The organism is Olleya sp. NP1-10 (assembly GCF_055804415.1).
Genome location: NZ_CM147840.1, coordinates 1,491,673 through 1,516,607, shown reverse-complemented (window position 1 = coordinate 1,516,607; position 24,935 = coordinate 1,491,673). Strand labels below are relative to the sequence as shown.

The window sequence follows — 24,935 nt, the reverse complement described above, 5'->3', positions numbered from 1 at the left end:
TGCAAAAATATTATAATTAAAACAAAAATCTAATCTGTTTAAAAGCAAAAAACGCTCACTTTTTAAGTGAGCGTTTTAATAATATATTAATTAGTTAAACTTAGTAAGACCACATGTCTAATTCGAAGTTTCTAATTTTTTCTTTTATTCTTTCAGACTCCATTAATTGCATTAAAGCGTTTTCAGCAACGTAATCTTCAACTTTTCTGTCTCCAAATACATTTTCTTCTTTATAGATAACACTATTAAAACGTCTAGAATTTAATATGTGATCAAAAGAAAAAGGCATTGCACTGTTTTTAGCATTAAAGGCTTTAGACTCATGCAAAATATTTCTTGCGTCTGGATAAAAAATCCAGAATAAAGGAATTGGCTCTTTATTAGCTTCATCATTTGAGTTAACATAGTTAACATCTGGTGCAGCAGGAGCAAGACCTAACAATCTATATTTTAATTCACCTTGACGTTTATCAAAATACCATAATCCTTTGATTAAGTAAGCTGATACATCATAAGAAGCAATAGTTGTAGTTGTAATATACTCAGGATCTACATAACCATCAGCATTTAACTGATCGTAACCGATATCCATAGTATCAACTGCTGTTCTAATTTGCTCTAATTCTTTTTTTGTACGTCTACCAGTAAAATATGAATCGTTATAAACATTTTCGATTTTACCTTCATCAATAGCCTTAGTTAGAACATCAAATAGAGAACGTCTTTCACTACCAATATTATTAGTATCAACTGGGTAATATAATGGAAAGTTAACACGCTCATCTAAAACAACTTTCTCCCAAGTCATTTTTGCAAACATAATATCTCTATCATCAACATAACCATATTCTAATGGTCTATCATTATCTAATGCTATTTGTTCTTCTGTTCTTACACCAATCTCATCTGGAGATTTAGCATTTAAAAGATTAGATTGTGCAACTGATTGAGATGCAAAACATACTCCGAAAACAACTGCTAATAAAGATTTATAATTCATCTGAAATTTATTTAATAATTTATTTAATCAAATTTGTTTTGATTAGTTAGATAGCTCAATAGCTATTGGACTAGCTGGTTTAATTCTTGGTCCACCTGAAGATTTAGACTTAATGTCAAAAATCTGAATAGCATCACCACGTCTAGCTTTTCTTAAAGCTGCTTTAGCTTGACCGTTTAATCTACTACCAGAAACATTTACTGTTGCTTGACCTGGTACTTTAATTTTAAAAGATGTTACAGTTAAAGGTAAATCAAAATCAAAATCTTCTAATACAGCTTTAACAGTACCAATTTCAACATTGTTTCTTGGTAAAGATCCTTGAGACTTACCAGCAATAGTACCTGAAGGTTTAGGGATATCTTTAATTCTAAAAACAGCTCTATCAGAAGCACTTGAACCGTCATCAAGTTTAGCTGTAACATTAATAGTCACTTGCTTACCTGAACCTGGTGTCATAATATACTTACCTCCTCCTTTTGATGATAAACCTGATGCAGAAGCATTAACTTTATTATCTGGCACTCCTGCAAAAGAGATCGTCATAGGATTAGCTACACCTCTATAAACTACATTCATTTTATCAGCTGAAATTGTAGCAGAGTTTGGTCTTGGTACAACAACATAGTTTCCAATAATTGGAATTTCTAGTTCTTTACCATCTTCTAAGAATGTAAATTTACCATCTATTTCATGCTCTCCAACATTACCAACATTAAAATCTAATTTAGCAGCACCAGTAGAATCAATTGCTTCTGATAAATCAATATCTTTACCTGAAACACTCATTTTAGTAGGTTCAACATTAGCATATTTACCTAGTACAACTTTTCCTTGGAATTTTTCACCAGCAAAGAATGCTGATTTATCAGCCAATACAATCGCTTTATAATTTTTTAAAGAAGTAGCATTACTTACTAAGTTACCAAGAAAACCGTTATAAATATTAGTCTCAGTAGCTTTAATATCGTTTTGCATAGCTGTTAACTTAGTATAAGATGCAATAGCTGGAAAACCTTGGAAGTGGTAATCTAACCATTTTTTCTCAACACCTTCGCTATCTTTAACTGGTGATGTACTAAAACGTTTTTCAAAGTTTTCAATTACAGGCTTCCACTTAGCTTCTTGTGGTAATACAGCAATTATGTCAGACTTATACTTTTCGATTCTATCAAGTACTTCTTGACCTCTTTTAGTAAGTCTATCACCTGTAAACCATAACTCATCTAACTTATCTCCCTTATCCATTTCTTCGTAAGGTAGATCTCCATTATCTTCTAGCTCATATCCTCCTAGTTTTACAATATCATTGGCTTTAACTGTACCTAGAAATTTGTAAAAATCATTTGATAATATGCTTATCTGCTTTGCTAATTCATTTGCCGATTTAAATTCGTCAGGCTTTTCCTCAGCTTGTGTATTTAATTGATTTAATATACCATCATTTGAAGCTATTGCTAATTCATTAGCTCTATCAAATTTTTTGTCCATTAACCCAAATGCAGATAATACTTCTTTTGACATAGTCATTGCAATCATTGCAATAAATACTAAGTACATCAGGTTAATCATTTTCTGTCTTGCGGACTGTTTTCCTCCTGCCATTTCTAATTAGTTTAATTTATTAATATTAGTTTATACTAATCACTAATTAGTTTTTATTCATTGCAGTTAACATTCCACCATATACTCCGTTTAGAGAAGATAAGTTAGATGCTAAAGATTGCATTTGTTCTTTTAATTTAGCAGCATTTTCAACAGCTTCTTCATTAATAGTAGCTTGACGAGAAGCACTTTCCATTTGCACTTTATATAAGCTATTTAAAGACTCCATTTGAGATGCAGCTAATGTCATTTCTTGACCATATTTTTTAGTTGCAGCTATTGAATCTACTGTTGGAGAAATTCCTTTTGCAGCACCTTCAAAGTTTTTAATACTTGTTCCTAAGCTAGCCATTAATTCACCATCAATTTTAGCTTCTTTTAATAAGTTATCTAATTTTTTAGATAATAAACCTTCTGCTTCTGTTGGCTCTTCAGTTTTAACAGCTTTTTTAGTAGTTGCTTGTCCACCTGCTAATTCAGGATATACAAGAGACCAATCTAATTCACCACCTTGTTTTTCAAATGCAGATAATGTAAATACAACAGCTTCTACGATCATACCTATTGTTAAGATAAGTGAACCGTAAGGCCAGTGTTGGATTTTAAATAAAGCTCCAATAATTACAATTGCTGCTCCTAATCCGTAGACCATGTTCATTGTTGAAATCTTCTTTTGTGCCATAATTTCTAAGTTTTTAGTTGTTAAGTTTTTTAGTTGTTATTAGTAGTAATTATTATTGTCTTGAGTTAGCTGTAACATCAGTTCCCATGTAATCTTGAACAGTTCTGAAACCAATATAACTTCTAGCTGAATCTGAATATTCGTAATCTCTTGAACTTACTTGTAAATAGTAAGCAACATCTTTCCAAGAACCACCACGAACAACTTTACGTTTGTTATTTGGGTCATTAACACTTGGATTGATAGTAGAAGCGTACTCGTATGAACCTGGATCGTAAGATGAATCTACCCATTCTGACACGTTTCCTGCCATATTATATAGGTTAAAATCGTTTGGCTCATAAGCATCTGCTTCAACAGTATATAAAGCTTGATCCGCTGCATAATCACCTCTTAAAGGCTTAAAGTTTGCCATAAAACAACCTCTATCGTTTTTAGCATAAGGTCCTCCCCAAGGATAAGTTGCTGCTTGCAGACCTCCTCTTGCTGCATATTCCCATTGTGCTTCTGATGGTAATCTGTAACGTCCAACATTGTGTATTTTTCTAGAACGTCTATAATCATTGTGGTGTTTTGTTCTCCACTCACAAAATGCTTTAGCTTGTTGCCAAGACACACCAACTACAGGATAATCACTGTATGCATCATGCCAGAAATAATCATTGTGCATTGGTTCATTATAAGAATAAGCAAAATCTCTAATCCAAGCAGTTGTATCTGGATATATTTCAACCTCTTCTCTAATAACTACGTCTTTACGACTTAAATTTTTGTTTTTTGCAGCTTTTGCAATATCCATATAAGTGTATTGAAACTTAAACTTAGTCACATCCCAAGTACGTTGTCCATTGTAAGACTCCTCTAAAGGTAAATACATAGTATCCATAACTTCCACATAGTATTCATCTGGATATTCTGCAGTGTCAAAATACAAATCTATGTCGTAATTTAACTTTCTACCTTCATAACCAGTTTCACCAAGTCCACTATAGTTATCAATCATATACTTTTCGTAAGCTGAAGTATCTGTTGTATCTGCATCTTTAAATGCAAATTCACCAATACCTCCATCATCTGGAGTCATTCCTACTTCATCAGCTAAGATTGCTAATTTTGTACGAATAGTTGAATCTCTTACCCATTCTACGAATTGACGATACTCACTATTTGTGATTTCTGTCTCATCCATGTAGAAGGAAGCCACTGTAACTGTTTTAGCTGGTGCATCTTGTATACCTGCTAAATCATCATCTGCTTTACCCATAATAAAAGCTCCACCAGGAACTAATGTCATACCGAAAGGTTTTTCTGGGTGCCACTTCTTTCCTTTAGCACCTACTAGCTGTCCTTTATCTTTTGATCCACAACTTACTAAAAGTGCGAAAACCGCTGTTAATAATACAAACTTCTTCATATCCATTGAAAACTCGAGGTTAATTTATTACTCTTAATTTTTTTAAGAGCGTAAACATATTTATTTATTTAATACAAAACAACTTTTTTAGCAAAAAAACACATTTCATCGTAAAAATTTAACGCTTAAACGATCTATAATATCGTCAATCAGCAAATCTGTTAATACATAACGATTACACACTATTTTTTTGATAAGCTTTGTACCATCTTTCAGGTATTTTATCGTTACAGGCATCTAAATAATCTTGGTGCGTGCATGGTAATAACGTATGTTTTTTTAATTTATTATTAACATTTGATAAAAATGGAATTTCTATCCACCAACGTCCTGTTTTTATACTCTTATAGAAAATTAATTCGTGAGATTCGGCTAAAGTAATGAATTTTTGGTGATTATCATCATTTGAAAAATCATCATCGTTAACACGACAATTAAAACCTTCAATAAAATACCAAATCATTTGTGAAATTAACATTGAAGTAATTTCATCATCTTGAGACGGTTTATATTCATAAATACCAAATGAAGATACTTTATTACTTATTCCTGCATATCTTGCTACTGCACAAATTTCTTTTCCGTCTAAACCATTTGGCGACACCTTTTGCTTCTGACTAACTTCTGATGCTTTAATAGCACCTAAATCTACAGTTACAATGTTTGCATCACGCATTACTGGTTCTACTAGAGTTATATCATTAGATATTTCTCCTAAACGATAGGGCTCAAAATACAAACGTTCCATCAAATCTATCTCTTCTTGACTGTTAAAATATGTTTGATAACCTAAAATAGCGTAGTTAAACAAGTTATAGGGTTCGTCTAAAATAATTTTACCAACAAAATTTGAGTTTTTGGTAGGCTTTGAAGAGTCACCCAAATCAAAAGATCTGTCCACATTTACAACATTAACCATTGGCATTAAAGTATCATAGGCACGATAATTAGCATAAGCTAAATCTTGACTTCCACCAATAATAACTGGTGTAATACGATTTTGAACTAATGTATTTATAGTTTCTTTTAAAGCAAAATAAGTATCCTCTACCGTTTCCCCTTTCTGAATATCACCTAAATCGGCAATTGACGTACTCCAACTTCCTGGATATAAAGTGTAAAAAGATTTTCTAATTTCGTTTAAATTAAAATCTTCTCCAATATAATTAATATCATTACGATTTTCAAGAACACCAAAGATGGCTATTTTAACTTTATCCAAATCTGGAAAACCATTCTGTACCGAATGAATTTTAATTTTTTGCCCTAAGCTTAAAGGCGATAATAATTGATTATGCGCTAAAACAGTATCTGAAACTGGAGTAAGAAAATTAAAATTCATTTCTATTATTTCTTTTTTGCTGTAGTTTTTTTCTTGGTCGTTGTTTTCTTTTTAGCTGGAGCTTTCTTTTTAGTTGCAGTCTTTTTCTTTGTAGCTTTCTTTTTAGGCGCTTTCTTTTCTATTAAATCTTTCACCTCATCCAAAGTCAATGCTTTTGCATCAACTGTTTTAGGTAACTCAATCTTGATTTTTCCTTTTAAGATATTATGTCTTCCCCAACGCGCTTTCTCAACGCGAATACCTTCTTCTTCCCAATTATGGACAACTTTATCAATTTCTTTTTGAATTTTAGCATCAACTAATTCCTCAATCTCTTCGGTTGTTAAATTATCCCAATCGTATTTTTTATTAACATTAATAAACAAACCATTCCATTTAATGAAAGGTCCAAAACGTCCTTTACCTTTAGTAACTCCATGTCCTTTATAATGATACACAGGAGCATCAGCAATTTCTTTCTCTTTAATTAACTCTATAGCATCTTCTATTTCGACATTTAAAGGATCTTGACCTGGAGCTAATGATACATATTTCTTACCGTATTTTACATAAGGCCCAAAACGCCCATTATTAACCTCAACGTCTTCATCTTCATATTTCCCTAAAGTTCTTGGCAATTTAAATAAATCCATTGCCTCTTCATATGTAATGGTTGTTAGCTGCTGGTCTGGACTTAAACTAGCGAAGGTTGGTTTTTCTTCGTCATCTACAGTTCCCATTTGTACCATAGGTCCAAATTTACCTAAACGCACACTTACTTGTTTTCCTGATTTTGGATCTTTACCTAAGATACGTTCTCCAGATTCTCTATCTGCATTTTCTTTTACATCTTCAACAACAGGATGAAACTTTTTGTAAAATGTCTTCATCATTTTTTTCCAATCCTCCTTACCTTCGGCAATATCATCAAATTGGTTTTCAACTTTTGCTGTAAAGTTGTAATCTAAAATACTTTCAAAATGATTTACTAAAAAATCAGTTACAATCATTCCTATATCTGTTGGGACTAATTTACCTTTATCAGACCCAACTTTTTCTGTTAAAGTCTTATCCTTTAACTCTCCATCTTGTAATACTAATTGTGTATACTCACGCTCAACACCTTCAACAGTTCCTTTTTCCACATAGTTTCTGTTTTGAATTGTAGATATTGTTGGCGCATAAGTTGACGGTCTACCAATACCAAGTTCTTCTAACTTCTTAACTAAAGACGCTTCAGTGTATCTGTATGGTGCACGCGAATAACGCTCGGTTGCAGTAATAATTTTATTTAGCAATGTTTCATTCACCTTCATTGCTGGTAACATGCCTTCTTGCTCTAAATCTTCATCATCTGTACCTTCTAAATACACTTTTAAAAACCCATCAAAAGTAATCACCTCTCCATTTGCTGTAAAGGTTTGTTTATGTGTATTAGCTTCTATTTTAACATTGGTACGTTCTAATTGTGCTTCACTCATTTGAGAAGCAATTGCACGTTTCCAAATTAAATCATATAATCTTGCTTGATCATAATCTATATCTACTGAATGTCTTGTAAAATCTGTTGGTCTAATCGCTTCGTGAGCCTCTTGAGCACCTTTAGATTTTCCTTTAAAATTACGCTCTTTAGCATATTCTTTACCGTAGGCAGCAACGATTTCTTTTTCAGCTCCTTTTCTTGCTTCGTCAGATAAGTTAACACTATCTGTTCTCATATAAGTAATCAAACCAGCTTCATACAAACGCTGAGCCATAGTCATGGTTTTACTTACTGAAAAATATAATTTACGGGACGCTTCCTGCTGTAAAGTAGAAGTTGTAAATGGTGCTGCTGGAGATTTTTTTGCTGGCTTTTTAGTTAAGTCTGCAACTTTAAAATCGGCATCAGCATTACTTTCTAAAAAGTCAAAAGCTTCTTTTTTAGTCGAAAATGTTTTTGGCAATTTAGCTTTAAACGACTGACCAGCTTCATTTGAAAACTCAGCATCAATCCTGTAGGATGCTTCAGGTTTAAAATCTTGTATATCGCGTTCGCGCTCAACAATTAATCTAACAGATACGGATTGTACACGACCTGCAGACAAACCTCCTTTTACTTTTCTCCATAACACAGGAGACAACTCATAACCTACTATTCTATCTAATACACGACGTGCTTGTTGTGCATCTACTAAATCATAATCTATTTGTCTTGGATTTTCTACTGCTTTTTGGATTGCAGCTTTTGTAATCTCATGAAAAACGATACGTTTAGTTTTATCTTTTTCAAGTTTTAAAGACTCGGCAAGGTGCCAAGCAATAGCTTCTCCTTCTCGATCCTCATCACTTGCTAGCCAAACCATTTCGGCTTTTTTAGCAAGATCTTTTAATTTTTTCACAAGTGACTTCTTGTCCGAAGACACTTCGTATTTTGGATCAAAATCTCCTTCTACATCTACTCCCAATTCCTTAGAAGGTAAGTCTGCAATATGCCCAAAACTGGATTCGACTTTAAAGTCTTTTCCTAAAAATTTTTCAATTGTTTTTGCTTTTGCAGGTGACTCTACTATTACTAAATTCTTCGCCATTCTTCGATTTTTATGAGCACAAAGGTATATCAAAAAAAATTTATCTTCCTAATTTTATAAGTTTTAGGTTAAATTTAAGGTCTGTCAGATTGTCATAATTTTAAAATAATCCTATCTTTGCGTACTCATTAGAGGTTAGTGATTTCAACACATTTATGGAAAAGACAATAGACGAAAACAAACAAGGCGAAACATTAGTTATCCCTCAAAAAAAGAAAACACCAAAAAACTTTTTATTGAAAGTTATGGTTGTTCTATGAATTTTAGTGATAGTGAGATTGTTGCCTCAATATTACAAAACGAAGGTTTCAACACCACACAAAGTCTTGAAGAAGCAGATTTAGTATTGGTAAACACCTGCTCTATTCGTGATAAGGCTGAGCAAACTGTTAGAAAACGTTTAGAAAAATACAATGCTGTAAAACGTATCAATCCAAAAATGAAAGTTGGTGTATTAGGTTGCATGGCTGAACGTTTAAAAAGCAAATTTTTAGAAGAAGAAAAAATAGTAGATCTTGTAGTAGGTCCAGATGCCTATAAAGATTTACCAAATTTAATTGCAGAAGTAGATGAAGGTCGCGATGCAATTAATGTTATATTATCTAAAGAAGAAACTTATGGAGACATTGCTCCTGTTAGACTAAACACTAACGGAGTTACCGCTTTTGTATCTATAACTAGAGGTTGTGATAATATGTGTACCTTTTGTGTAGTTCCTTTTACAAGAGGTAGAGAGCGTAGTCGTGATCCACAAAGTATTATTGAAGAAGTTAATGACCTATGGAATAAAGGTTACAAAGAAATTACCTTACTAGGACAAAATGTAGATAGTTACCTTTGGTATGGTGGAGGTTTAAAAAAAGATTTTGAAAAAGCATCAGATTTTGAAAAAGCGACAGCAACTGACTTTGCTAAACTTTTAGAGTTATGTGCCAAAGCACAACCTAAAATGCGTATTAGATTTAGCACATCAAACCCTCAAGATATGCATCTAGAGGTTATAAAAACTATGGCTAAATATGACAATATCTGCAACCACATACACTTACCTGTACAAAGTGGAAGTAACAGAGTGCTTAAAGCCATGAATCGCTTACACACACGCGAAGAATATTTTACTCTAATAGATAACATAAAAACAATTATTCCTGGTTGCGCAATAAGTCAAGACATGATTGCAGGTTTTCCAACCGAAACTGAGCAAGACCATCAAGATACATTAAGCTTAATGGAATATGTAAAATACAACTTTGGCTATATGTTTACCTACTCTGAAAGACCTGGTACTTTAGCTGAACGTAAATTTGAAGACGATATTCCTGAAGCTACAAAAAGTAGACGTTTAAGCGAGATTATTGCTTTACAACTTAAGCATAGCGAATTTAGAACAAGACAATTTTTAAACACTACGGTTGAAGTTTTAGTAGAAAAACAATCTAAAAAATCTGATCAACAATGGTCTGGTCGTACACAACATAATATAGTAGCTGTATTCCCTAAAGGTAATTTTAAAATTGGAGATTTTGTAAATGTAAATATAACCGACTGTACAAAAGCTACGTTAATAGGTGAGGCTATTGATTTTTCAAAAAATAATTAAACAGTTATCGCTAAAACCAACTAAATCATGAAAAAAATATTATTAATAATATTGGCTTTAGGCTTATTTACAGCCTGCGAAAACGAAACTTTAGAAAGTGACTTTATTGAAGCTAATGAAGGAACTGAGTCTGATGGAACAGATGATAACGAAGGTGGAAGCAATAATAATGATGGAAACACTTTATTTAAACTAACTAAAACCACTTCTTCAGGGAATATTTATGAATACGTTTATGAAGAAGGCTATAAAAAAACACAAATAAACTATAATGGGACTTTATTTCAAGAATTTAATTATGATTCTAATGACAACATGATTAGCTTTATTGAATATTCTGTATCCTCAGGAACGATAAATTTTAGCATTACATTTAATTACAATTCAAGTAATGAAATTATATCAATTGACGAATTTGAAAGCACCATTTTTGGTGACATAACCCAAAATAGAACACTAAATTATTCTAACAATACAATAACTATACCTTTAGCAACAGATACTGGAAACACAGCTCCAACTAATGATTTAGTATATACTTTTAACTCAAACAACCAATTAATTAATTTTAAACAATTTAACGAAAACAACACCCAGATACTAGAAAACACTTATACCTTCAGCAACTCTAACTGCACTTCTATTAACTCGATTTATGGAGAACCAAATTCAAGCACTCAATATAATTTTAATTTTGATTATAACACAGGCATTATAAACCCTCTTAAAAACTTCTCAGATTCATATTACTTAAACTTGGTTATTATATATGGTAGATACAGATTAAATTCTTTTCAATGGAATAATATTGTAATTGAAAGTTCTAACAATGGATTAGACACTACAACGATTCCATCTCAATTTCCTGACGAAACAATTTTTCAAGGTTTTTCAAATAACTATCAAGATTATATAGAAGTCAACCAAAACGATTACCCAATTGAAGTTAACAGCATTTTGACTCCTTCAAACTCTATTGGTCAAACTTTTATTTATGAATACACGAACTAAAAATATTTAAACTAACATGGAATCCATTCAATCTATAAAACAACGTTTTGGTATTATAGGAAATAGCCATGCTTTAAATCGTGCTATCGAAAAAGCAATGCAAGTTTCTCCTACTGATATATCTGTATTAGTAACTGGAGAAAGTGGTGTTGGTAAAGAGAGTATTCCTAAAATAATACACCAACTTTCTCATCGCAAACATGGTAAATACATTGCTGTTAACTGTGGAGCAATACCAGAAGGAACTATAGACAGTGAGCTTTTTGGTCACGAAAAAGGAGCATTTACTGGTGCTACTGCTACCAGAAGTGGTTATTTTGAAGTGGCAGATGGTGGAACCATTTTTTTAGATGAAGTTGGAGAACTACCACTAACCACACAAGTACGCTTATTACGTGTTTTAGAAAATGGCGAATTTATAAAAGTTGGATCTAGTAAAGTTCAAAAAACAAACGTACGTATAGTAGCTGCTACAAACGTAAATATGTTTGAAGCTATTAAAAAAGAAAAATTCAGAGAAGACCTTTACTATCGTCTAAGTACAGTAGATATAAACCTTCCTCCTTTAAGAGAGCGCCAAGAGGATATCCATATTTTATTCAGAAAATTTGCTAGTGACTTTGCTTTAAAGTACAAAATGCCAACTATAAAATTGACTGATGATGCTATACAATTATTATTAAAATATCGCTGGAGCGGAAACATAAGACAGCTACGTAACGTTGCTGAGCAGGTGTCTGTTTTAGAACAAAACAGAACCATAAACGCTTCCACTCTGCATGGCTATTTACCAAGCGGAAGCAACCTTCCTGCTGTTATAAATTCGACTAAATCCGAAAGTGATTTTAGTAGCGAGCGCGAAATATTGTACAAAGTCTTATTTGACATGAAAGCTGATCTAAATGATTTAAAAAAGCTAACCATGGAATTAATGAAAAGCGGAAACACAAATGACGTTAAAAAAAATAACGAAACATTAATTCAGAAAATATATGGCGAAAATGAAAGCGACACCGAGTTTGAAGAGCACATAGAAGATATGGAAGTATTATCCATACCTCAAAATGCAAACAACACCTCTGCAATAACAGATAATGCTGCAGATAAATACCATTTTGCTGAAGAAATTGAAGAAGAAGAAACGCTATCCTTACACGACAAAGAATTAGAACTAATCAAAAAATCTTTAGAACGTCATAACGGAAAACGAAAATTAGCAGCAGAAGAATTAGGGATTAGTGAGCGTACACTTTACAGAAAAATTAAACAATTTGATTTGTAATACAACGTTGTTATTTTAAACAAAACATAAATGAAATACATTAAAAACATATTATTACTTTGTATTACTATAACAGTATTAAGTTGTGGTGCATACTCTTTTACAGGTGCTGATACAGGATCTGCAACAAGCTATCAAGTTAATTACTTTCAAAATACCGCAACATTAATAGATCCAGGTTTAGACCTAGATTTTACAAGAGCTTTACAAGATTTAATTCAAAACCAAACCAGTTTGGACCTTGTTAACTCAAATGGAGATTTAGTTTACGAAGGAGAAATCACACAATATCGTATATCACCAACTACTGCAACAGCAAATAGTACAGCAGCACAAAACAGACTAACCATTGGCGTAAAAGTTAGATTTTACAATAAAAAAGAACCAGAAAAAGATTTTGAAAAATCATTCTCTTTTTTCTATGATTATACAGGCTCTGAATTATTATCAGGAACCACAAAAACGGTGGCTTACGAAGAGATTTTTGAGCGTTTAACACAAGACATATTTAATGCTTCATTAGCAAACTGGTAATCAATGACAAGCCTAGAACTAACAAACATACTCCAACAACCTCAGCTTGTAACAGCAAACCAAACTAACAATCTAGAAACGATTCTAGAGGAGTTTCCGTATTTTCAATCAGCTAGAGCGTTATTTCTTAAAGGTTTAAAAAATAAAGACAGTTTTAAATACAATCAGGCATTAAAAATAACAGCTGCATATACAACAGACAGAAGTATATTATTTGATTTTATTACTTCAGAAATCTTTAATCAAAACGAAATTTCAGAATACATAAAACAAAACTCAGCCTACATAAACAGTTTAGATGTTTTTGCAGAAGACATGACTGATAACACAAATCAATCAGTAAAAGATGCATTAAATATTCAAATTGAAACTACTAAACAAACTTTAAACCCAGATTTATTTCAACCAAAATCTGAAGTTAAAACAGAAAAAAAACCTGTAGTTGAGCAATCCAAAACGGATACCATAGATTCAGAAAAAGTTGAAGCAGAAACCATATTAAAAATAGGAAAACCTTTAGAATTTGACAGAAATGAAACTCACAGTTTTAATGAATGGTTAAGTCTATCTAAACTGAAACCTATCCAAAGGGAAACACCTACACCAATTGAGGATACTACAAGCAAAGAACGTGCTAAAAAATTTGAATTAATCGATAAATTTATAATCGAAAACCCAAAACTTGAAGCTAAAAAAACAAAAGTATCCTCACATAATATAGCTAAAGCACAGATGATACAACCAGAGGTTTTAATGACAGAAACCTTAGCACGTATTTATGTGGAACAAAAAAACTATAAAAAAGCAATTCAATCTTATAAAATATTAAGTTTGAAATATCCAGAAAAAAGTGGTTTCTTTGCAGACCAAATTAAAGCAATACAAAAATTACAAGACTAAATACTATAATATAATGAGCACATTTGCAATCTTTTTATTCTTAATCGTAGTAGTAGCATTTTTACTAATAGTAGTAATTATGGTACAAAATCCTAAAGGTGGTGGATTATCATCTTCTTTTGGAGGTGGTGGAACACAACAATTAGGTGGTGTTAAAAAAACAACAGACTTTTTAGATAAAAGTACTTGGACTTTAGCAACAATCTTACTTGTATTAATTTTAGCATCAAGTTTAGGAATTGACAAAAATGGTGTAGCTAACGAATCAAAAATTTTAGAAAGTGATTCAATCGAGTTACCAACACCTACTGCTCCTGCTCCAACAACGGATGATGCTACTAAAGTAATAGAGCCTACATCTGGAAAATAATTCTAGATAAAAAAATAAAAAAATGCCAACTTTTACAGTTGGCATTTTTTGTTTCTGCAAGTTTGTCAGTCCATATGCGTTGGCACATTTTTAGCTTATATTAATTCAAATTTTTAAATTAATTAAACCTATATATTATGAGTAAATTAAACATTAAACCACTTGCAGATCGTGTGCTAGTAGAAGCACTTCCTGCCGAAACACAAACAGCTTCTGGTTTATACATACCAGATACAGCTCAAGAAAAGCAACACAAAGGAACTATTGTTGCTGTTGGAAACGGAAAAAAAGACGAACCATTGACCGTTAAAATTGGAGACAAAGTACTTTACGGACAATATTCTGGTTCTGAGATTAAGTTAGATGGTAAAGCTTACTTAATGATGCGTGAAGATGACATCATGGCTATTATCTAAATAGCTTTTAGTTTAACTACTATTAATACAAACAAAATTTAAAAAAAATGGCAAAAGATATAAAATTTGATATTGAAGCACGTGACGGATTAAAACGTGGTGTAGATGCATTAGCTAATGCAGTAAAAGTAACTTTAGGACCAAAAGGTAGAAACGTTATTATTGGACGCTCATTTGGCGCTCCTGTAGTTACAAAAGATGGTGTGAGTGTTGCAAAAGAAATAGAATTAGAAGATGCTCTTGAAAATATGGGAGCTCAAATGGTAAAAGAAGTTGCTTCAAAAACCAATGATTTAGCTGGTGATGGTACAACAACTGCAACCGTTTTAGCACAAGCAATTGTAAAAGAAGGTTTACGTAATGTTGCTGCAGGTGCAAATCCAATGGATTTAAAACGTGGTATTGATAAAGCAGTAGAAGCTATTGTAACAGATTTAGGTAAGCAATCTAAAGAAGTTGGTGATTCTTCTGAAAAAATCAAACAAGTAGCCTCTATTTCTGCAAATAACGATGGTGTAATCGGAGATTTAATTGCTAAAGCTTTTGGTAAAGTTGGAAAAGAAGGTGTAATTACTGTTGAAGAAGCAAAAGGAACTGAAACTTATGTTGATATTGTTGAAGGTATGCAGTTTGACAGAGGATATTTATCTCCTTATTTTGTAACTAACAGTGACAAAATGATTACTGATTTAGAAAATCCTTACATCTTATTGTACGACAAAAAAGTGTCTACAATGAAGGATTTATTACCTGTTTTAGAACCAGTTGCACAATCAGGAAAACCATTATTAATTATTGCTGAAGATGTTGATGGTGAAGCTTTAGCAACATTAGTAGTAAACAAATTACGTGGGTCTTTAAAAATTGCTGCTGTAAAAGCACCAGGTTTTGGTGATCGTAGAAAAGCTATGTTAGAAGACATCGCTATTTTAACTGGTGGTACTGTTGTATCTGAAGAAAGAGGTTTTACTTTAGAAAACACAACTTTAGAAATGCTAGGAACAGCTGAGCGTGTTACTATTGATAAAGACAATACAACTGTAGTTAATGGAGCTGGTGATAAAAGTTTAATTCAAAACAGAGTTAACCAAATTAAAGCTCAGATTGAAACAACTACAAGTGACTATGATAAAGAAAAACTTCAAGAACGTCTTGCTAAATTAGCAGGTGGTGTTGCTGTACTTTATGTTGGTGCTGCTAGTGAAGTTGAAATGAAAGAAAAGAAAGATCGTGTAGACGATGCTTTACATGCTACACGTGCTGCAGTTGAAGAAGGTATTGTAGCTGGAGGTGGTGTTGCTTTAGTGAGAGCTAAATCTGTACTTGATAAAATCACAACAGAAAACTTAGACGAAACAACAGGAATACAAATTGTTGCTCGTGCTATTGAAGCGCCTTTACGTACTATTGTATCTAATGCAGGTGGTGAAGGAAGTGTTGTTGTATCAAAAGTAATGGAAGGTAAAAAAGACTTTGGTTACGATGCTAAAACAGAAAACTATGTAGACATGCTTAAAGCAGGAATTATTGATCCTAAAAAAGTAACTAGAATAGCATTAGAAAATGCTGCTTCAGTTGCAGGAATGATCTTAACTACCGAGTGTGCATTAATAGATATTAAAGAAGAAGCACCAGCTGGAGGCGGAATGCCAATGGGTGGAGGTATGCCAGGAATGATGTAATACTATCACTCTTAATATAAAAAAAGCCTCAACAAATGTTGAGGCTTTTTTTATTATTAATTAGTTAAAATCTAATCTATTGTCACCTTTTTAGATAACACTCTACCATCTTTTAAAGTTACATCTACAATATACACACCTGTACTTATATTACTTAGTTGTAATCCAGAACTGGCTTGATTTACTGTAATTGCAGATAACTGCATCACATTTTGCCCCAACATGTTGACTAGATTTAAAGTCTTTATATCTTGATCTAGTCCTTTGAGGTATAATTGATTTTTATTATTACTTACAAAAATTGAAACTTCATTATTTGAGATAAAATCCTGATTTGATAAGGTTTCAGTTGTAGTAAACACAATTTTAAATCGATTAGCATCATCACCTGCTGTTGCACTGAAATTATAATTACCAGTATGCAGATCATGATAAACATTTTCCAAAGTATCGTACAAATAAATATCTTGAGTATTCTCTATATTTTGAGTTTCAGTCATAGCAATTGTATAGGTAACTGTCGCATCACTTTTAAGCATTAAATCAATAACCTTATCTGACTGAATAGGCGAATAAGCTTGAATAGTATAATCCTCTCCATTTAAAGTAGTAAATAAATCGTTTGCAAACGTTTCACTTGCTTTAGCATCATAACCATAATCAAAAACATCATCTTGAGTTTCGGTTGTAAAACCTAGTAACAATTCTCGGTTTAAATTATCAGAGGTAGAAAATTCTAATCGTATAGTTTGAAGATCTGTAACTGTTGTATTTTGAGTTGTGTTACTAGTTCTAAAAATTGAGAATCTCCTGAAGCTTCAGTTGTAAAAGCTCGTTGATCGTTATTAAACACAACATTACCACTTCCTAAAATTTCAGTTTTAAAACCTTGACCAACAGGAATAAAAAATTCAGGAGTTTTAGATCCGTTTTGAGCAGCAGTAGCTTCTCCGTTTAAACCAACAAATTGATAAGCTCTTGTTCCTCCTAGTTTATTTAAAGTAGCATAACCTCCTTGGTATTCACTTAAGACATGACTCTCGCCAGCCCATTGCTCCCATAAATATACAGCACCATTAATTAAGCCTTGATTATCATCAATAAAAGGTCTAACATCTATAGATGAAGGATAAGGATTACCTAATAAATATTCTGTTTTAGAAGTACCTCCAACCGAACCTGGTCCTCCTGCATCATTAACGCTAATTAAAATTTCACCATTATTAGGTTTACCTTCAAAAACATATTCAAAATCCGTAGTTCCTACACCAGTTCCTTTTTGAGTATAACCAACTCCAGGCTCAATAGGTGACATTTGATCTAAAGCAGCCCATTGATAATAATTATATCCATTTTTGTAAGTATATAACCAATAAGTGCTAATGGTAGCAGGTGATGTTACAGGAGGAGTATAACCTGTAACAAATTGAATATCTCCATTTGCTTCTTTAAGCATATCTAATGAAAAGTTTGTATTATTAGACGTTGTACTTTTTGCCCCAACTGGAGAACTCCAATAATTATATCTATATGCATTATTAGTTCCTTGTTGACGTCTTACTATTTTTCCTGCACTTGTAACTTCTAATTCACTTAATGACGTTTGAAGTAATTGAGAGTCGTTTTGTAAATCTAAAATACCATCTAACTCTAAATACCAAGTGTTTTTTATTTGATTATCATCATTAACCGTTAATGTATTATTTGAGTCAATAATCAAACCTAAATTGGTGTGTGACTCTGTAGTCGAAACATTATTTTTAATATGAACAATTGACCAATCATTATTTGGCAAATTTTCAATATCCCAAACATCACCATGTAACCAAGTTGCTTCAGTTGTCCAAGTTCCATTAGATGTCGTTTCGAATGGCATTGGAGCTGTTTGATCTTGAATAGTTGTTATATTTTTAAGCTTAGCATTCCTTCCATAATTAGAATGGTCTAGAGTTACTCCATTAACGATATTACTCATAGGAAAATACGCTTGTAAGTTTGACCAATCAATCGTGTTCCCTGTAGCTTCGTCAAATATATTTTTATTTCTTATTACTGATCCTGAAACCTTACCTGCATTAGATTCTATTTCTTGATAAACCATTCTTTGTATTTGATCTTCTGTTAGCTCTGTATTAAACACTCTAACCTCATCAATAGAACCATTAAAATATCTATTTTCACCTCTTTGATAACGTCCTATTGCAAAATCAGGAGTACTATGCGCAGAAGCCAGAGAAAGCACTCCTGGTGTAACAGCTACATTATCATTTAATTCCCCATCAATATATAGTTTTAAATCGCCTGAGACACCAGAATAGGTTAACGTTACCTGATGCCATTCATTTACAGATATTCTATTGTCAGATATAACAGTACTTGCTCCTGTACCATTTCCTATAATATACCCTCTAACTCTTCTATTTGCATTTACAAAAATTCTAAACATTTGCTGTCCTGCCACATCACCAATAGCATTAAAACCAGTGTCTAATTTAATCCAAGCGCTAATGGTAGCTGTAGACCATCCACCAGTCTCTATATCTTCAGCAACTAAATAATCATCAACACCATCAAAATCAATAGTGCTTGAGCCTATAATTGCAGAATAATCATCTCTATAGTCTAAATCTCCACCAGAAGAAGCATCTGCATCAAAGTCACCAAAAGAAGCTACTAAGTCTGTTACTATTCCTGTTGTAACCTCATCATTAGCATCATAAACTACTGAAACACTATCAAAATTATCATCTAATCCATCTGTATCAGTATCTATATTTAACACTGTACTAGCCTGTCCATTTTCATCAATATCTAACACACCGTCGTTATCAGTATCTGTGTCTAAATAATCAGGTAAATCTGTACCATCTGTATTTACAGGATTAAATCCTGATCCATAGTTGTCATATAATCCAATGTTTGCTCCAGAAGTGTTTACTGTGCCACTTGGTGCAATGTAACCTAGCGTTGTTTGAGCTTCAATATTATCTGGAATACCATCTTGATCTACATCTATATCTAATTGAGTTTCGCAAAGAAAACTATATGCTAAACTATCTAGACCATGAGGATCATGAGTAGAAGATCCTAAACTACCCGAAACAACTATATGTCTAATAGCAACATGACTTACAGGCTCACTAGTAACAAAACCAATAGTATTTTCTATATTTTGACCTGCTAATACAGTTCCTTTAAAAGTACCATTAGCATCATATAAATTTATATTTCCAACAGCATCATTACCAATGTAAGGATTACTAAAATATGCAATCAAATTTCCATCAGCGTAGACTTCATAATTCATAACTTCAGTATTAGAAGTTGTATCATAAGCATCTACAAAATCAAAACTAAAGGAAGCTACAGGCTCTGTAAAATTAATATTAACTGTGTAATAATCTCCTGTTTGATTACCTACCTCTGGGTAAACATACAATCCGTTTGACGGACCACTTCCTGAAGTAAAAGCACCAGCAGTTGTTGTTCTAAATTGGTGTACAGGTGTAGCTCTATATATATAATTATGTTCAAAATCTAAAGTCCCGTTAGCAAATGACCCTACAGTAGTTGTTGCAGTCCCAGGAGTAGTCTGCGTAAAAGAATAATCCAAAGCACCGTTTAACACTGTTAATGGCTGACCTCTATCATAAACTTCTTTTTGAAAACCTGACTCTTGGTATCCTAAACCATTAGTATTTCCTCCAATAGTAAATACTTTAAATTGATTAAGCTCCCAAGCAATATTATCTGATGTAGCATTTGCTGCACCAGATATAACAGGACACTCAATAGTATCAAGGATACCATCATTGTCATCATCAACATCAAGTCTATCAACGATACCATCTCCATCAAAATCAGATTCTTGAGCTTTTACAGAACTAGTTAAAAAGAACATTGTACACACAAGTGCACAAAAAAACAAAGTCGTTTTTTTCATAGGTTAAAAATTTAAATTTGAGGGAAATAGTTTTCTTCAAACAAAGAAAACATTTGGAGTACAAATTTAATATTAATCCATAATTCACAGAAAATTTTACGACCAGTCGCACGTATTGTCAGTTAAATAACATAATATATATAGACAAAACAAACAACTACTGTCTTTTGACTGTCAACAACTTAACCAAATCAAGAGAGTTTATTATAATAAAAGGCTGGCAATAGTAGTAGCAATAGAATTGGTTGAATTAAAAAACGTCTGATGTTAAAAAATAAATAATAGTTTTCTTGTTTTGGGTTTAAAACAAAAAACAGAAATAAAGCTATCAAAAGAATATAAGAAAAAACATAGATTAAGGTTGAAAATTTAATCACACTTTTATCTTTAAAAAAAGATATAAAATGGACATAGACAATAAAGTATTAATGACATACCTAAACGTTGTATTAGCTACTAATTTTAAAACTTCTTGTCGTGGTGAATCCATATACAAATAATCATTTTGAAAGAACAACAAATAGGGATCGTAAAATAATTCGTTTTCAAACCATCTAACCAATGCTAACAAAAAAACAAAATAGTAATGCCTATGTATTTTAAATACTTTTTCATTTTATTGATTAAACTTTGAAAAACGATTCACCCAAAACATCCATAATAAAAACACCATCCCGTAGATTGTTGCAGGAAAAACAACACTATGCAATAGGTTTTCCCTCCAAGGATAATGATATAACCCAATAGACAAAACAACAATCCTGATAAGATTTACAACATACAGTAATACACTTCCGCTTAAAGCGAAAAAAATAGTTGTTTTTATTTTACCAGAAAAAGCAACAATAAAAGACACAAACAAAATAATAATGCTTGCTCCATTACAACCCTCTATAACTCTGGCTAAGTACTTCCCCTTTACTATTACCTTCATAGAAGGCTCATTAGGATGTGGTACGACTTTAGTATCATAACCCACAGTTTGTAGTAAGTTTTCAGTTTGTTTGGCGACCAAGTTTGTAATAAAATCTGGATAATATTGCCCTGATTTAGAGATATCCAAATAATAACTATATCCAAAAGATAAAACACCATACACTACTAAAAAAGTAAGTATAAATTTTATAACTGATTTATATTTTATTATTAACGCTTTCAATAAAAAAGAATAAACTTTAAGTTTTTTTAAGGGTTGAAATTACGCCTTTTTAAATACTTTTACCAAAATTTTCAAACAAATGACTTTCGAAACTTTAAAACCTCAAGTTGAAACTATAGTTTCTAATTCTAATTTATCTCATGATGATAAATTGTTACAAATATGTCAACTATTAGAAACTAACATTTCTTATTATAACTGGGTTGGTTTTTACTTCAAAAATGGAGATAAAAACGAACTTAAATTAGGACCTTACGTTGGTGAGCCAACAGACCATACTATTATTCCTTTTGGAAAAGGTATCTGCGGACAAGTTGCTGTTAGTAACGAAAATTTTGTAGTACCAGATGTTGCTGCTCAAGATAATTATATAGCTTGTAGCATTACAGTTAAAGCTGAAATTGTAATTCCAATTTTTGTAAACGGTGAAAACTTAGGCCAAATAGACATAGACTCTAATACTCCAGACCCTTTTACAGAAGCTGACGAGCGTTTTTTAGAATTTGTTTGCAGTAAAGTTTCAGAATTACTATAGATGTTAATAACTACTTGTTTTAGTTGAAAAAGGTTTTAATTTTTCAACTAAAACAATTTAGTTTTACTTAAATTTGCTTGCTTATTAACACAACTATAATGAGCAACAAAACAATTAAATCTGCATTAATTTCAGTTTTTAGCAAAGATGGATTAGAACCTATTGTTAAAGAACTAAACAAACAAGGTGTTACCATTTACTCTACTGGTGGAACCGAAACTTTTATAAAAAACCTTGGTATTGATGTCGTTCCTGTAGAGGACGTGACGTCGTATCCTTCTATTTTAGGTGGTCGTGTAAAAACATTACACCCAAAAGTTTTTGGAGGTATTTTAAACCGCCAAAATCATGATGGTGATGTTAAAGAAATGAAAGACTTTGACATACCACAAATAGATGTCGTAATTGTAGATTTATATCCATTTGAAAAAACAGTAGCTTCTGGAGCTGCCAATCAAGATATTATCGAAAAAATTGATATTGGAGGCATCTCTTTAATACGTGCTGCAGCTAAAAATTATGCAGACGTCATTTGTGTCTCTTCAGTTGAAGATTATGCTGAGTTTTTGGAACTAATTACTGACAAAAAAGGGGACTTATCTGAAGCTGATCGCAAACGTTTTGCTGCTAAAGCTTTTAATGTATCTTCACATTATGACTCTGCAATCTTCAATTATTTTAATACTACAGAAAACTTAGCGTCTTTCAAGTTAAGCGAAACTAAAGGTCAAGTTTTACGTTATGGTGAAAACCCACATCAAAAAGGATTTTTCTTTGGAAAATTTGACGAATTATTCACAAAGTTACATGGTAAAGAATTAAGCTACAACAACCTTTTAGATGTTGATGCTGCTGTAAATTTAATTCAAGAATTTAAAGGTGAAAACCCAACTTTTGCTATCTTAAAGCATAATAATGCTTGTGGATTTGCGCAACGTGATACAGTCCAACAAGCCTATACTGATGCTTTAGCTGGCGATCCTGTTTCTGCATTTGGAGGTGTTTTAATTAGTAATACTGAAATTGACGAGACTACTGCCAATGCTATTCATACCTTATTTTGTGAAGTAGTAATCGCTCCTTCTTTTTCGGCTGAAGCTGAAACTATTTTAAAAGGAAAGAAAAACAGAATACTATTGGTTTTAAATGATATCGATTTTCCGAAGACATCTGTTAGAACTTGTTTAAACGGAGTATTGGTACAGGACAAAGACAACAAAACAGATGTTGTTGAAGATTTTAAATACGCAACTGATACTAAACCTAGTACGACTGAAATTGAAGATTTAATTTTTGCTTCTAAAATATGCAAGCACACCAAATCAAACACTATTGTTTTGGTAAAAAACAAACAATTATGTGCTAGTGGAACTGGACAAACTAGTCGTGTGGATGCTTTAAATCAAGCAATACACAAAGCACAGTCTTTTAAATTTGATTTAAAAGGTAGTGTTATGGCAAGTGATGCGTTTTTTCCATTTCCTGACTGTGTAGAAATAGCAGGTAATGCTGGTATATCTAGCGTGATCCAACCTGGAGGATCTATTAAAGACCAATTAAGCATTGATTATTGCAATGATAATGACATATCAATGGTTATGACTGGCACACGTCATTTTAAACACTAAACGGTTAGTTTTACAAGGACAAAATTTAATTTTATATACAAAGCTTCGGTGTAATTACCGAAGCTTTTTTTGTGCGTTGGGCATAATTTCCGTGACAACGAAAACATCCAAATCTACTTTTTAATCGTATCTTTTATTTGTATGCCAATTAATAAAAATTGTAAGACATAAAATCCTTATATTACCATACTTTTATTACTTTTACGACATCTTTATAATAACGCCTTATAATTACATTTAACATATGGGATTTTTTGATTTCCTGACAGAAGAAATCGCTATAGATTTAGGTACTGCCAACACTTTAATTATTCATAACGACAAGGTTGTAGTTGATGCGCCTTCGATAGTTGCCAGAGACAGGATTTCGGGTAAAATCATTGCTGTTGGTCAAGAAGCCAATATGATGCAAGGTAAAACTCATGAAAACATTAAGACTATTAGACCTCTAAAAGATGGTGTAATTGCAGATTTTGATGCGTCTGAGCAAATGATAAGTCTGTTTATTAAAAATATTCCTGCGTTAAAAAAGAAACTATTTACGCCTGCTTTACGCATGGTAATTTGTATTCCGTCTGGAATTACAGAGGTAGAAATGCGAGCTGTAAAAGAAAGTGCTGAGCGTGTTAATGGTAAAGAAGTATACTTAATACATGAGCCTATGGCTGCTGCTATTGGTATTGGTGTAGATATTATGCAACCTAAAGGAAATATGATTGTTGATATTGGTGGTGGTACTACTGAGATTGCAGTAATTGCTTTAGGTGGTATTGTTTGTGATAAATCTGTAAAAATTGCAGGTGATGTATTTACTAACGATATTATTTATTACATGCGTACGCAACACAACTTATATGTTGGTGAGCGCACTGCTGAAAAAATTAAAATTCAAATTGGTGCTGCTACTGAAGATTTAGACCTTCCACCAGAAGACATGAGCGTACAAGGTCGTGATCTTTTAACTGGTAAACCTAAGCAAGTACAAATTAGCTATAGAGAGATTGCTAAAGCCTTAGACAAATCTATTTTACGTATTGAAGATGCTGTGATGGAAACTTTATCACAAACACCTCCAGAATTAGCTGCTGATATTTATAATACTGGTATTTATCTTGCAGGTGGTGGATCTATGTTACGTGGTTTAGATAAACGTCTGTCTCAAAAAACAGATTTACCTGTTTATATTGCTGAAGACCCATTACGTGCTGTAGTAAGAGGAACCGGAATTACACTTAAAAACATTGCTAAATACAAAAGCGTATTGATCAAGTAGTAACTATAAC

General features: G+C 32.3%; 19 protein-coding genes and 2 pseudogenes. 11 read left to right on the top strand and 10 right to left on the bottom strand.

What is annotated here, in order from left to right:
• Positions 1-100: 100 nt before the first annotated feature.
• The 6 genes from porN to topA form a co-directional block, all read right to left on the bottom strand.
• Entirely contained in the window at positions 101-1,000 is a 900-nt protein-coding gene (gene porN / locus AC0L4B_RS06960) for a type IX secretion system ring subunit PorN/GldN (RefSeq protein ID WP_473439130.1), read from the bottom strand.
• 42 nt (positions 1,001-1,042) lie between these two features.
• Positions 1,043-2,605: a type IX secretion system motor protein PorM/GldM gene (gene porM, locus AC0L4B_RS06955; RefSeq protein ID WP_473439129.1), complete on the bottom strand. Its 1,563-nt coding sequence runs from the start codon at positions 2,603-2,605 to the stop codon at positions 1,043-1,045.
• Between the two features lie 46 nt (positions 2,606-2,651).
• A complete protein-coding gene (gene porL / locus AC0L4B_RS06950) occupies positions 2,652-3,287 on the bottom strand; it encodes a type IX secretion system motor protein PorL/GldL (RefSeq protein ID WP_289043050.1) in 636 nt (211 codons plus the stop codon).
• A 52-nt stretch (positions 3,288-3,339) separates the two neighbouring features.
• Entirely contained in the window at positions 3,340-4,701 is a 1,362-nt protein-coding gene (porK, locus tag AC0L4B_RS06945; RefSeq protein ID WP_473439128.1) for a T9SS ring complex lipoprotein PorK/GldK, read from the bottom strand.
• Positions 4,702-4,876: 175 nt separating this feature from the next.
• Positions 4,877-6,043, bottom strand: a complete 1,167-nt coding sequence (locus AC0L4B_RS06940; RefSeq protein ID WP_473439127.1) for a formimidoylglutamase — start codon at positions 6,041-6,043, stop codon at positions 4,877-4,879.
• Positions 6,044-6,048: 5 nt separating this feature from the next.
• The gene (gene topA / locus AC0L4B_RS06935; RefSeq protein ID WP_473439126.1) at positions 6,049-8,592 is read right to left on the bottom strand and encodes a type I DNA topoisomerase; all 2,544 of its coding nucleotides are present in this window, start codon (positions 8,590-8,592) and stop codon (positions 6,049-6,051) included.
• A gap of 155 nt (positions 8,593-8,747) precedes the next feature.
• On the opposite strand from topA, the pseudogene miaB reads away from it, so the two are divergent.
• From miaB to groL, 8 genes and pseudogenes are all read left to right on the top strand, one after another.
• A pseudogene (gene miaB, locus AC0L4B_RS06930) lies at positions 8,748-10,192 on the top strand (tRNA (N6-isopentenyl adenosine(37)-C2)-methylthiotransferase MiaB).
• 27 nt (positions 10,193-10,219) lie between these two features.
• Complete coding sequence (locus tag AC0L4B_RS06925) at positions 10,220-11,203, top strand: hypothetical protein (protein ID WP_473439125.1); 984 nt, start codon at positions 10,220-10,222, stop codon at positions 11,201-11,203.
• Positions 11,204-11,219: 16 nt separating this feature from the next.
• Positions 11,220-12,485, top strand: coding sequence for a sigma-54 interaction domain-containing protein (locus tag AC0L4B_RS06920; protein ID WP_473439124.1), 1,266 nt, complete (start codon positions 11,220-11,222; stop codon positions 12,483-12,485).
• Positions 12,486-12,515: 30 nt separating this feature from the next.
• Entirely contained in the window at positions 12,516-13,019 is a 504-nt protein-coding gene (locus tag AC0L4B_RS06915; RefSeq protein WP_473439123.1) for an LptE family protein, read from the top strand.
• 3 nt (positions 13,020-13,022) lie between these two features.
• The gene (locus AC0L4B_RS06910) at positions 13,023-13,919 is read left to right on the top strand and encodes a hypothetical protein (protein WP_473439122.1); all 897 of its coding nucleotides are present in this window, start codon (positions 13,023-13,025) and stop codon (positions 13,917-13,919) included.
• Positions 13,920-13,932: 13 nt separating this feature from the next.
• The gene (secG, locus tag AC0L4B_RS06905) at positions 13,933-14,289 is read left to right on the top strand and encodes a preprotein translocase subunit SecG (RefSeq protein WP_473439121.1); all 357 of its coding nucleotides are present in this window, start codon (positions 13,933-13,935) and stop codon (positions 14,287-14,289) included.
• A 137-nt stretch (positions 14,290-14,426) separates the two neighbouring features.
• On the top strand, positions 14,427-14,705 hold the full coding sequence (locus tag AC0L4B_RS06900) for a co-chaperone GroES (RefSeq protein WP_028289562.1): 279 nt from the start codon (positions 14,427-14,429) through the stop codon (positions 14,703-14,705).
• A gap of 47 nt (positions 14,706-14,752) precedes the next feature.
• Positions 14,753-16,387 carry a chaperonin GroEL gene (groL, locus tag AC0L4B_RS06895; RefSeq protein WP_289043070.1) on the top strand — a complete coding sequence of 545 codons (1,635 nt, stop codon included), beginning with the start codon at positions 14,753-14,755 and terminating at the stop codon, positions 16,385-16,387.
• A gap of 71 nt (positions 16,388-16,458) precedes the next feature.
• Here groL and AC0L4B_RS06890 read toward each other — a convergent pair whose 3' ends face one another.
• The 4 genes and pseudogenes from AC0L4B_RS06890 to xrtF all read right to left on the bottom strand — a co-directional run bounded on the left by AC0L4B_RS06890 (position 16,459) and on the right by xrtF (position 21,489).
• Positions 16,459-17,091: a T9SS type A sorting domain-containing protein gene (locus AC0L4B_RS06890; RefSeq protein ID WP_473439120.1), complete on the bottom strand. Its 633-nt coding sequence runs from the start codon at positions 17,089-17,091 to the stop codon at positions 16,459-16,461.
• A 32-nt stretch (positions 17,092-17,123) separates the two neighbouring features.
• The gene (locus AC0L4B_RS06885; RefSeq protein ID WP_473439119.1) at positions 17,124-20,330 is read right to left on the bottom strand and encodes a LamG domain-containing protein; all 3,207 of its coding nucleotides are present in this window, start codon (positions 20,328-20,330) and stop codon (positions 17,124-17,126) included.
• 191 nt (positions 20,331-20,521) lie between these two features.
• Positions 20,522-20,945 (bottom strand): annotated as a pseudogene (locus tag AC0L4B_RS06880) (exosortase F system-associated membrane protein).
• Between the two features lies 1 nt (position 20,946).
• Entirely contained in the window at positions 20,947-21,489 is a 543-nt protein-coding gene (gene xrtF / locus AC0L4B_RS06875; RefSeq protein ID WP_473439118.1) for an exosortase family protein XrtF, read from the bottom strand.
• A 79-nt stretch (positions 21,490-21,568) separates the two neighbouring features.
• On the opposite strand from xrtF, the gene AC0L4B_RS06870 reads away from it, so the two are divergent.
• The 3 genes from AC0L4B_RS06870 to AC0L4B_RS06860 all read left to right on the top strand — a co-directional run bounded on the left by AC0L4B_RS06870 (position 21,569) and on the right by AC0L4B_RS06860 (position 24,925).
• The gene (locus tag AC0L4B_RS06870; RefSeq protein ID WP_473439117.1) at positions 21,569-22,024 is read left to right on the top strand and encodes a GAF domain-containing protein; all 456 of its coding nucleotides are present in this window, start codon (positions 21,569-21,571) and stop codon (positions 22,022-22,024) included.
• 98 nt (positions 22,025-22,122) lie between these two features.
• Positions 22,123-23,652: a bifunctional phosphoribosylaminoimidazolecarboxamide formyltransferase/IMP cyclohydrolase gene (gene purH / locus AC0L4B_RS06865; protein WP_473439116.1), complete on the top strand. Its 1,530-nt coding sequence runs from the start codon at positions 22,123-22,125 to the stop codon at positions 23,650-23,652.
• A 244-nt stretch (positions 23,653-23,896) separates the two neighbouring features.
• Entirely contained in the window at positions 23,897-24,925 is a 1,029-nt protein-coding gene (locus AC0L4B_RS06860; RefSeq protein WP_028289556.1) for a rod shape-determining protein, read from the top strand.
• Positions 24,926-24,935: the final 10 nt, after the last annotated feature.

What these genes read in the sequence shown, in the direction of transcription:
- porN (WP_473439130.1), bottom strand. Translation starts at nt 1,000, where the DNA reads ATGAATTATAAATCTTTATTAGCAGTTGTTTTCGGAGTATGTTTTGCA.
- porM (WP_473439129.1), bottom strand. Translation starts at nt 2,605, where the DNA reads ATGGCAGGAGGAAAACAGTCCGCAAGACAGAAAATGATTAACCTGATG.
- porL (WP_289043050.1), bottom strand. Translation starts at nt 3,287, where the DNA reads ATGGCACAAAAGAAGATTTCAACAATGAACATGGTCTACGGATTAGGA.
- porK (WP_473439128.1), bottom strand. Translation starts at nt 4,701, where the DNA reads ATGAAGAAGTTTGTATTATTAACAGCGGTTTTCGCACTTTTAGTAAGT.
- AC0L4B_RS06940 (WP_473439127.1), bottom strand. Translation starts at nt 6,043, where the DNA reads ATGAATTTTAATTTTCTTACTCCAGTTTCAGATACTGTTTTAGCGCAT.
- topA (WP_473439126.1), bottom strand. Translation starts at nt 8,592, where the DNA reads ATGGCGAAGAATTTAGTAATAGTAGAGTCACCTGCAAAAGCAAAAACA.
- AC0L4B_RS06925 (WP_473439125.1), top strand. Translation starts at nt 10,220, where the DNA reads ATGAAAAAAATATTATTAATAATATTGGCTTTAGGCTTATTTACAGCC.
- AC0L4B_RS06920 (WP_473439124.1), top strand. Translation starts at nt 11,220, where the DNA reads ATGGAATCCATTCAATCTATAAAACAACGTTTTGGTATTATAGGAAAT.
- AC0L4B_RS06915 (WP_473439123.1), top strand. Translation starts at nt 12,516, where the DNA reads ATGAAATACATTAAAAACATATTATTACTTTGTATTACTATAACAGTA.
- AC0L4B_RS06910 (WP_473439122.1), top strand. Translation starts at nt 13,023, where the DNA reads ATGACAAGCCTAGAACTAACAAACATACTCCAACAACCTCAGCTTGTA.
- secG (WP_473439121.1), top strand. Translation starts at nt 13,933, where the DNA reads ATGAGCACATTTGCAATCTTTTTATTCTTAATCGTAGTAGTAGCATTT.
- AC0L4B_RS06900 (WP_028289562.1), top strand. Translation starts at nt 14,427, where the DNA reads ATGAGTAAATTAAACATTAAACCACTTGCAGATCGTGTGCTAGTAGAA.
- groL (WP_289043070.1), top strand. Translation starts at nt 14,753, where the DNA reads ATGGCAAAAGATATAAAATTTGATATTGAAGCACGTGACGGATTAAAA.
- AC0L4B_RS06885 (WP_473439119.1), bottom strand. Translation starts at nt 20,330, where the DNA reads ATGAAAAAAACGACTTTGTTTTTTTGTGCACTTGTGTGTACAATGTTC.
- AC0L4B_RS06870 (WP_473439117.1), top strand. Translation starts at nt 21,569, where the DNA reads ATGACTTTCGAAACTTTAAAACCTCAAGTTGAAACTATAGTTTCTAAT.
- purH (WP_473439116.1), top strand. Translation starts at nt 22,123, where the DNA reads ATGAGCAACAAAACAATTAAATCTGCATTAATTTCAGTTTTTAGCAAA.
- AC0L4B_RS06860 (WP_028289556.1), top strand. Translation starts at nt 23,897, where the DNA reads ATGGGATTTTTTGATTTCCTGACAGAAGAAATCGCTATAGATTTAGGT.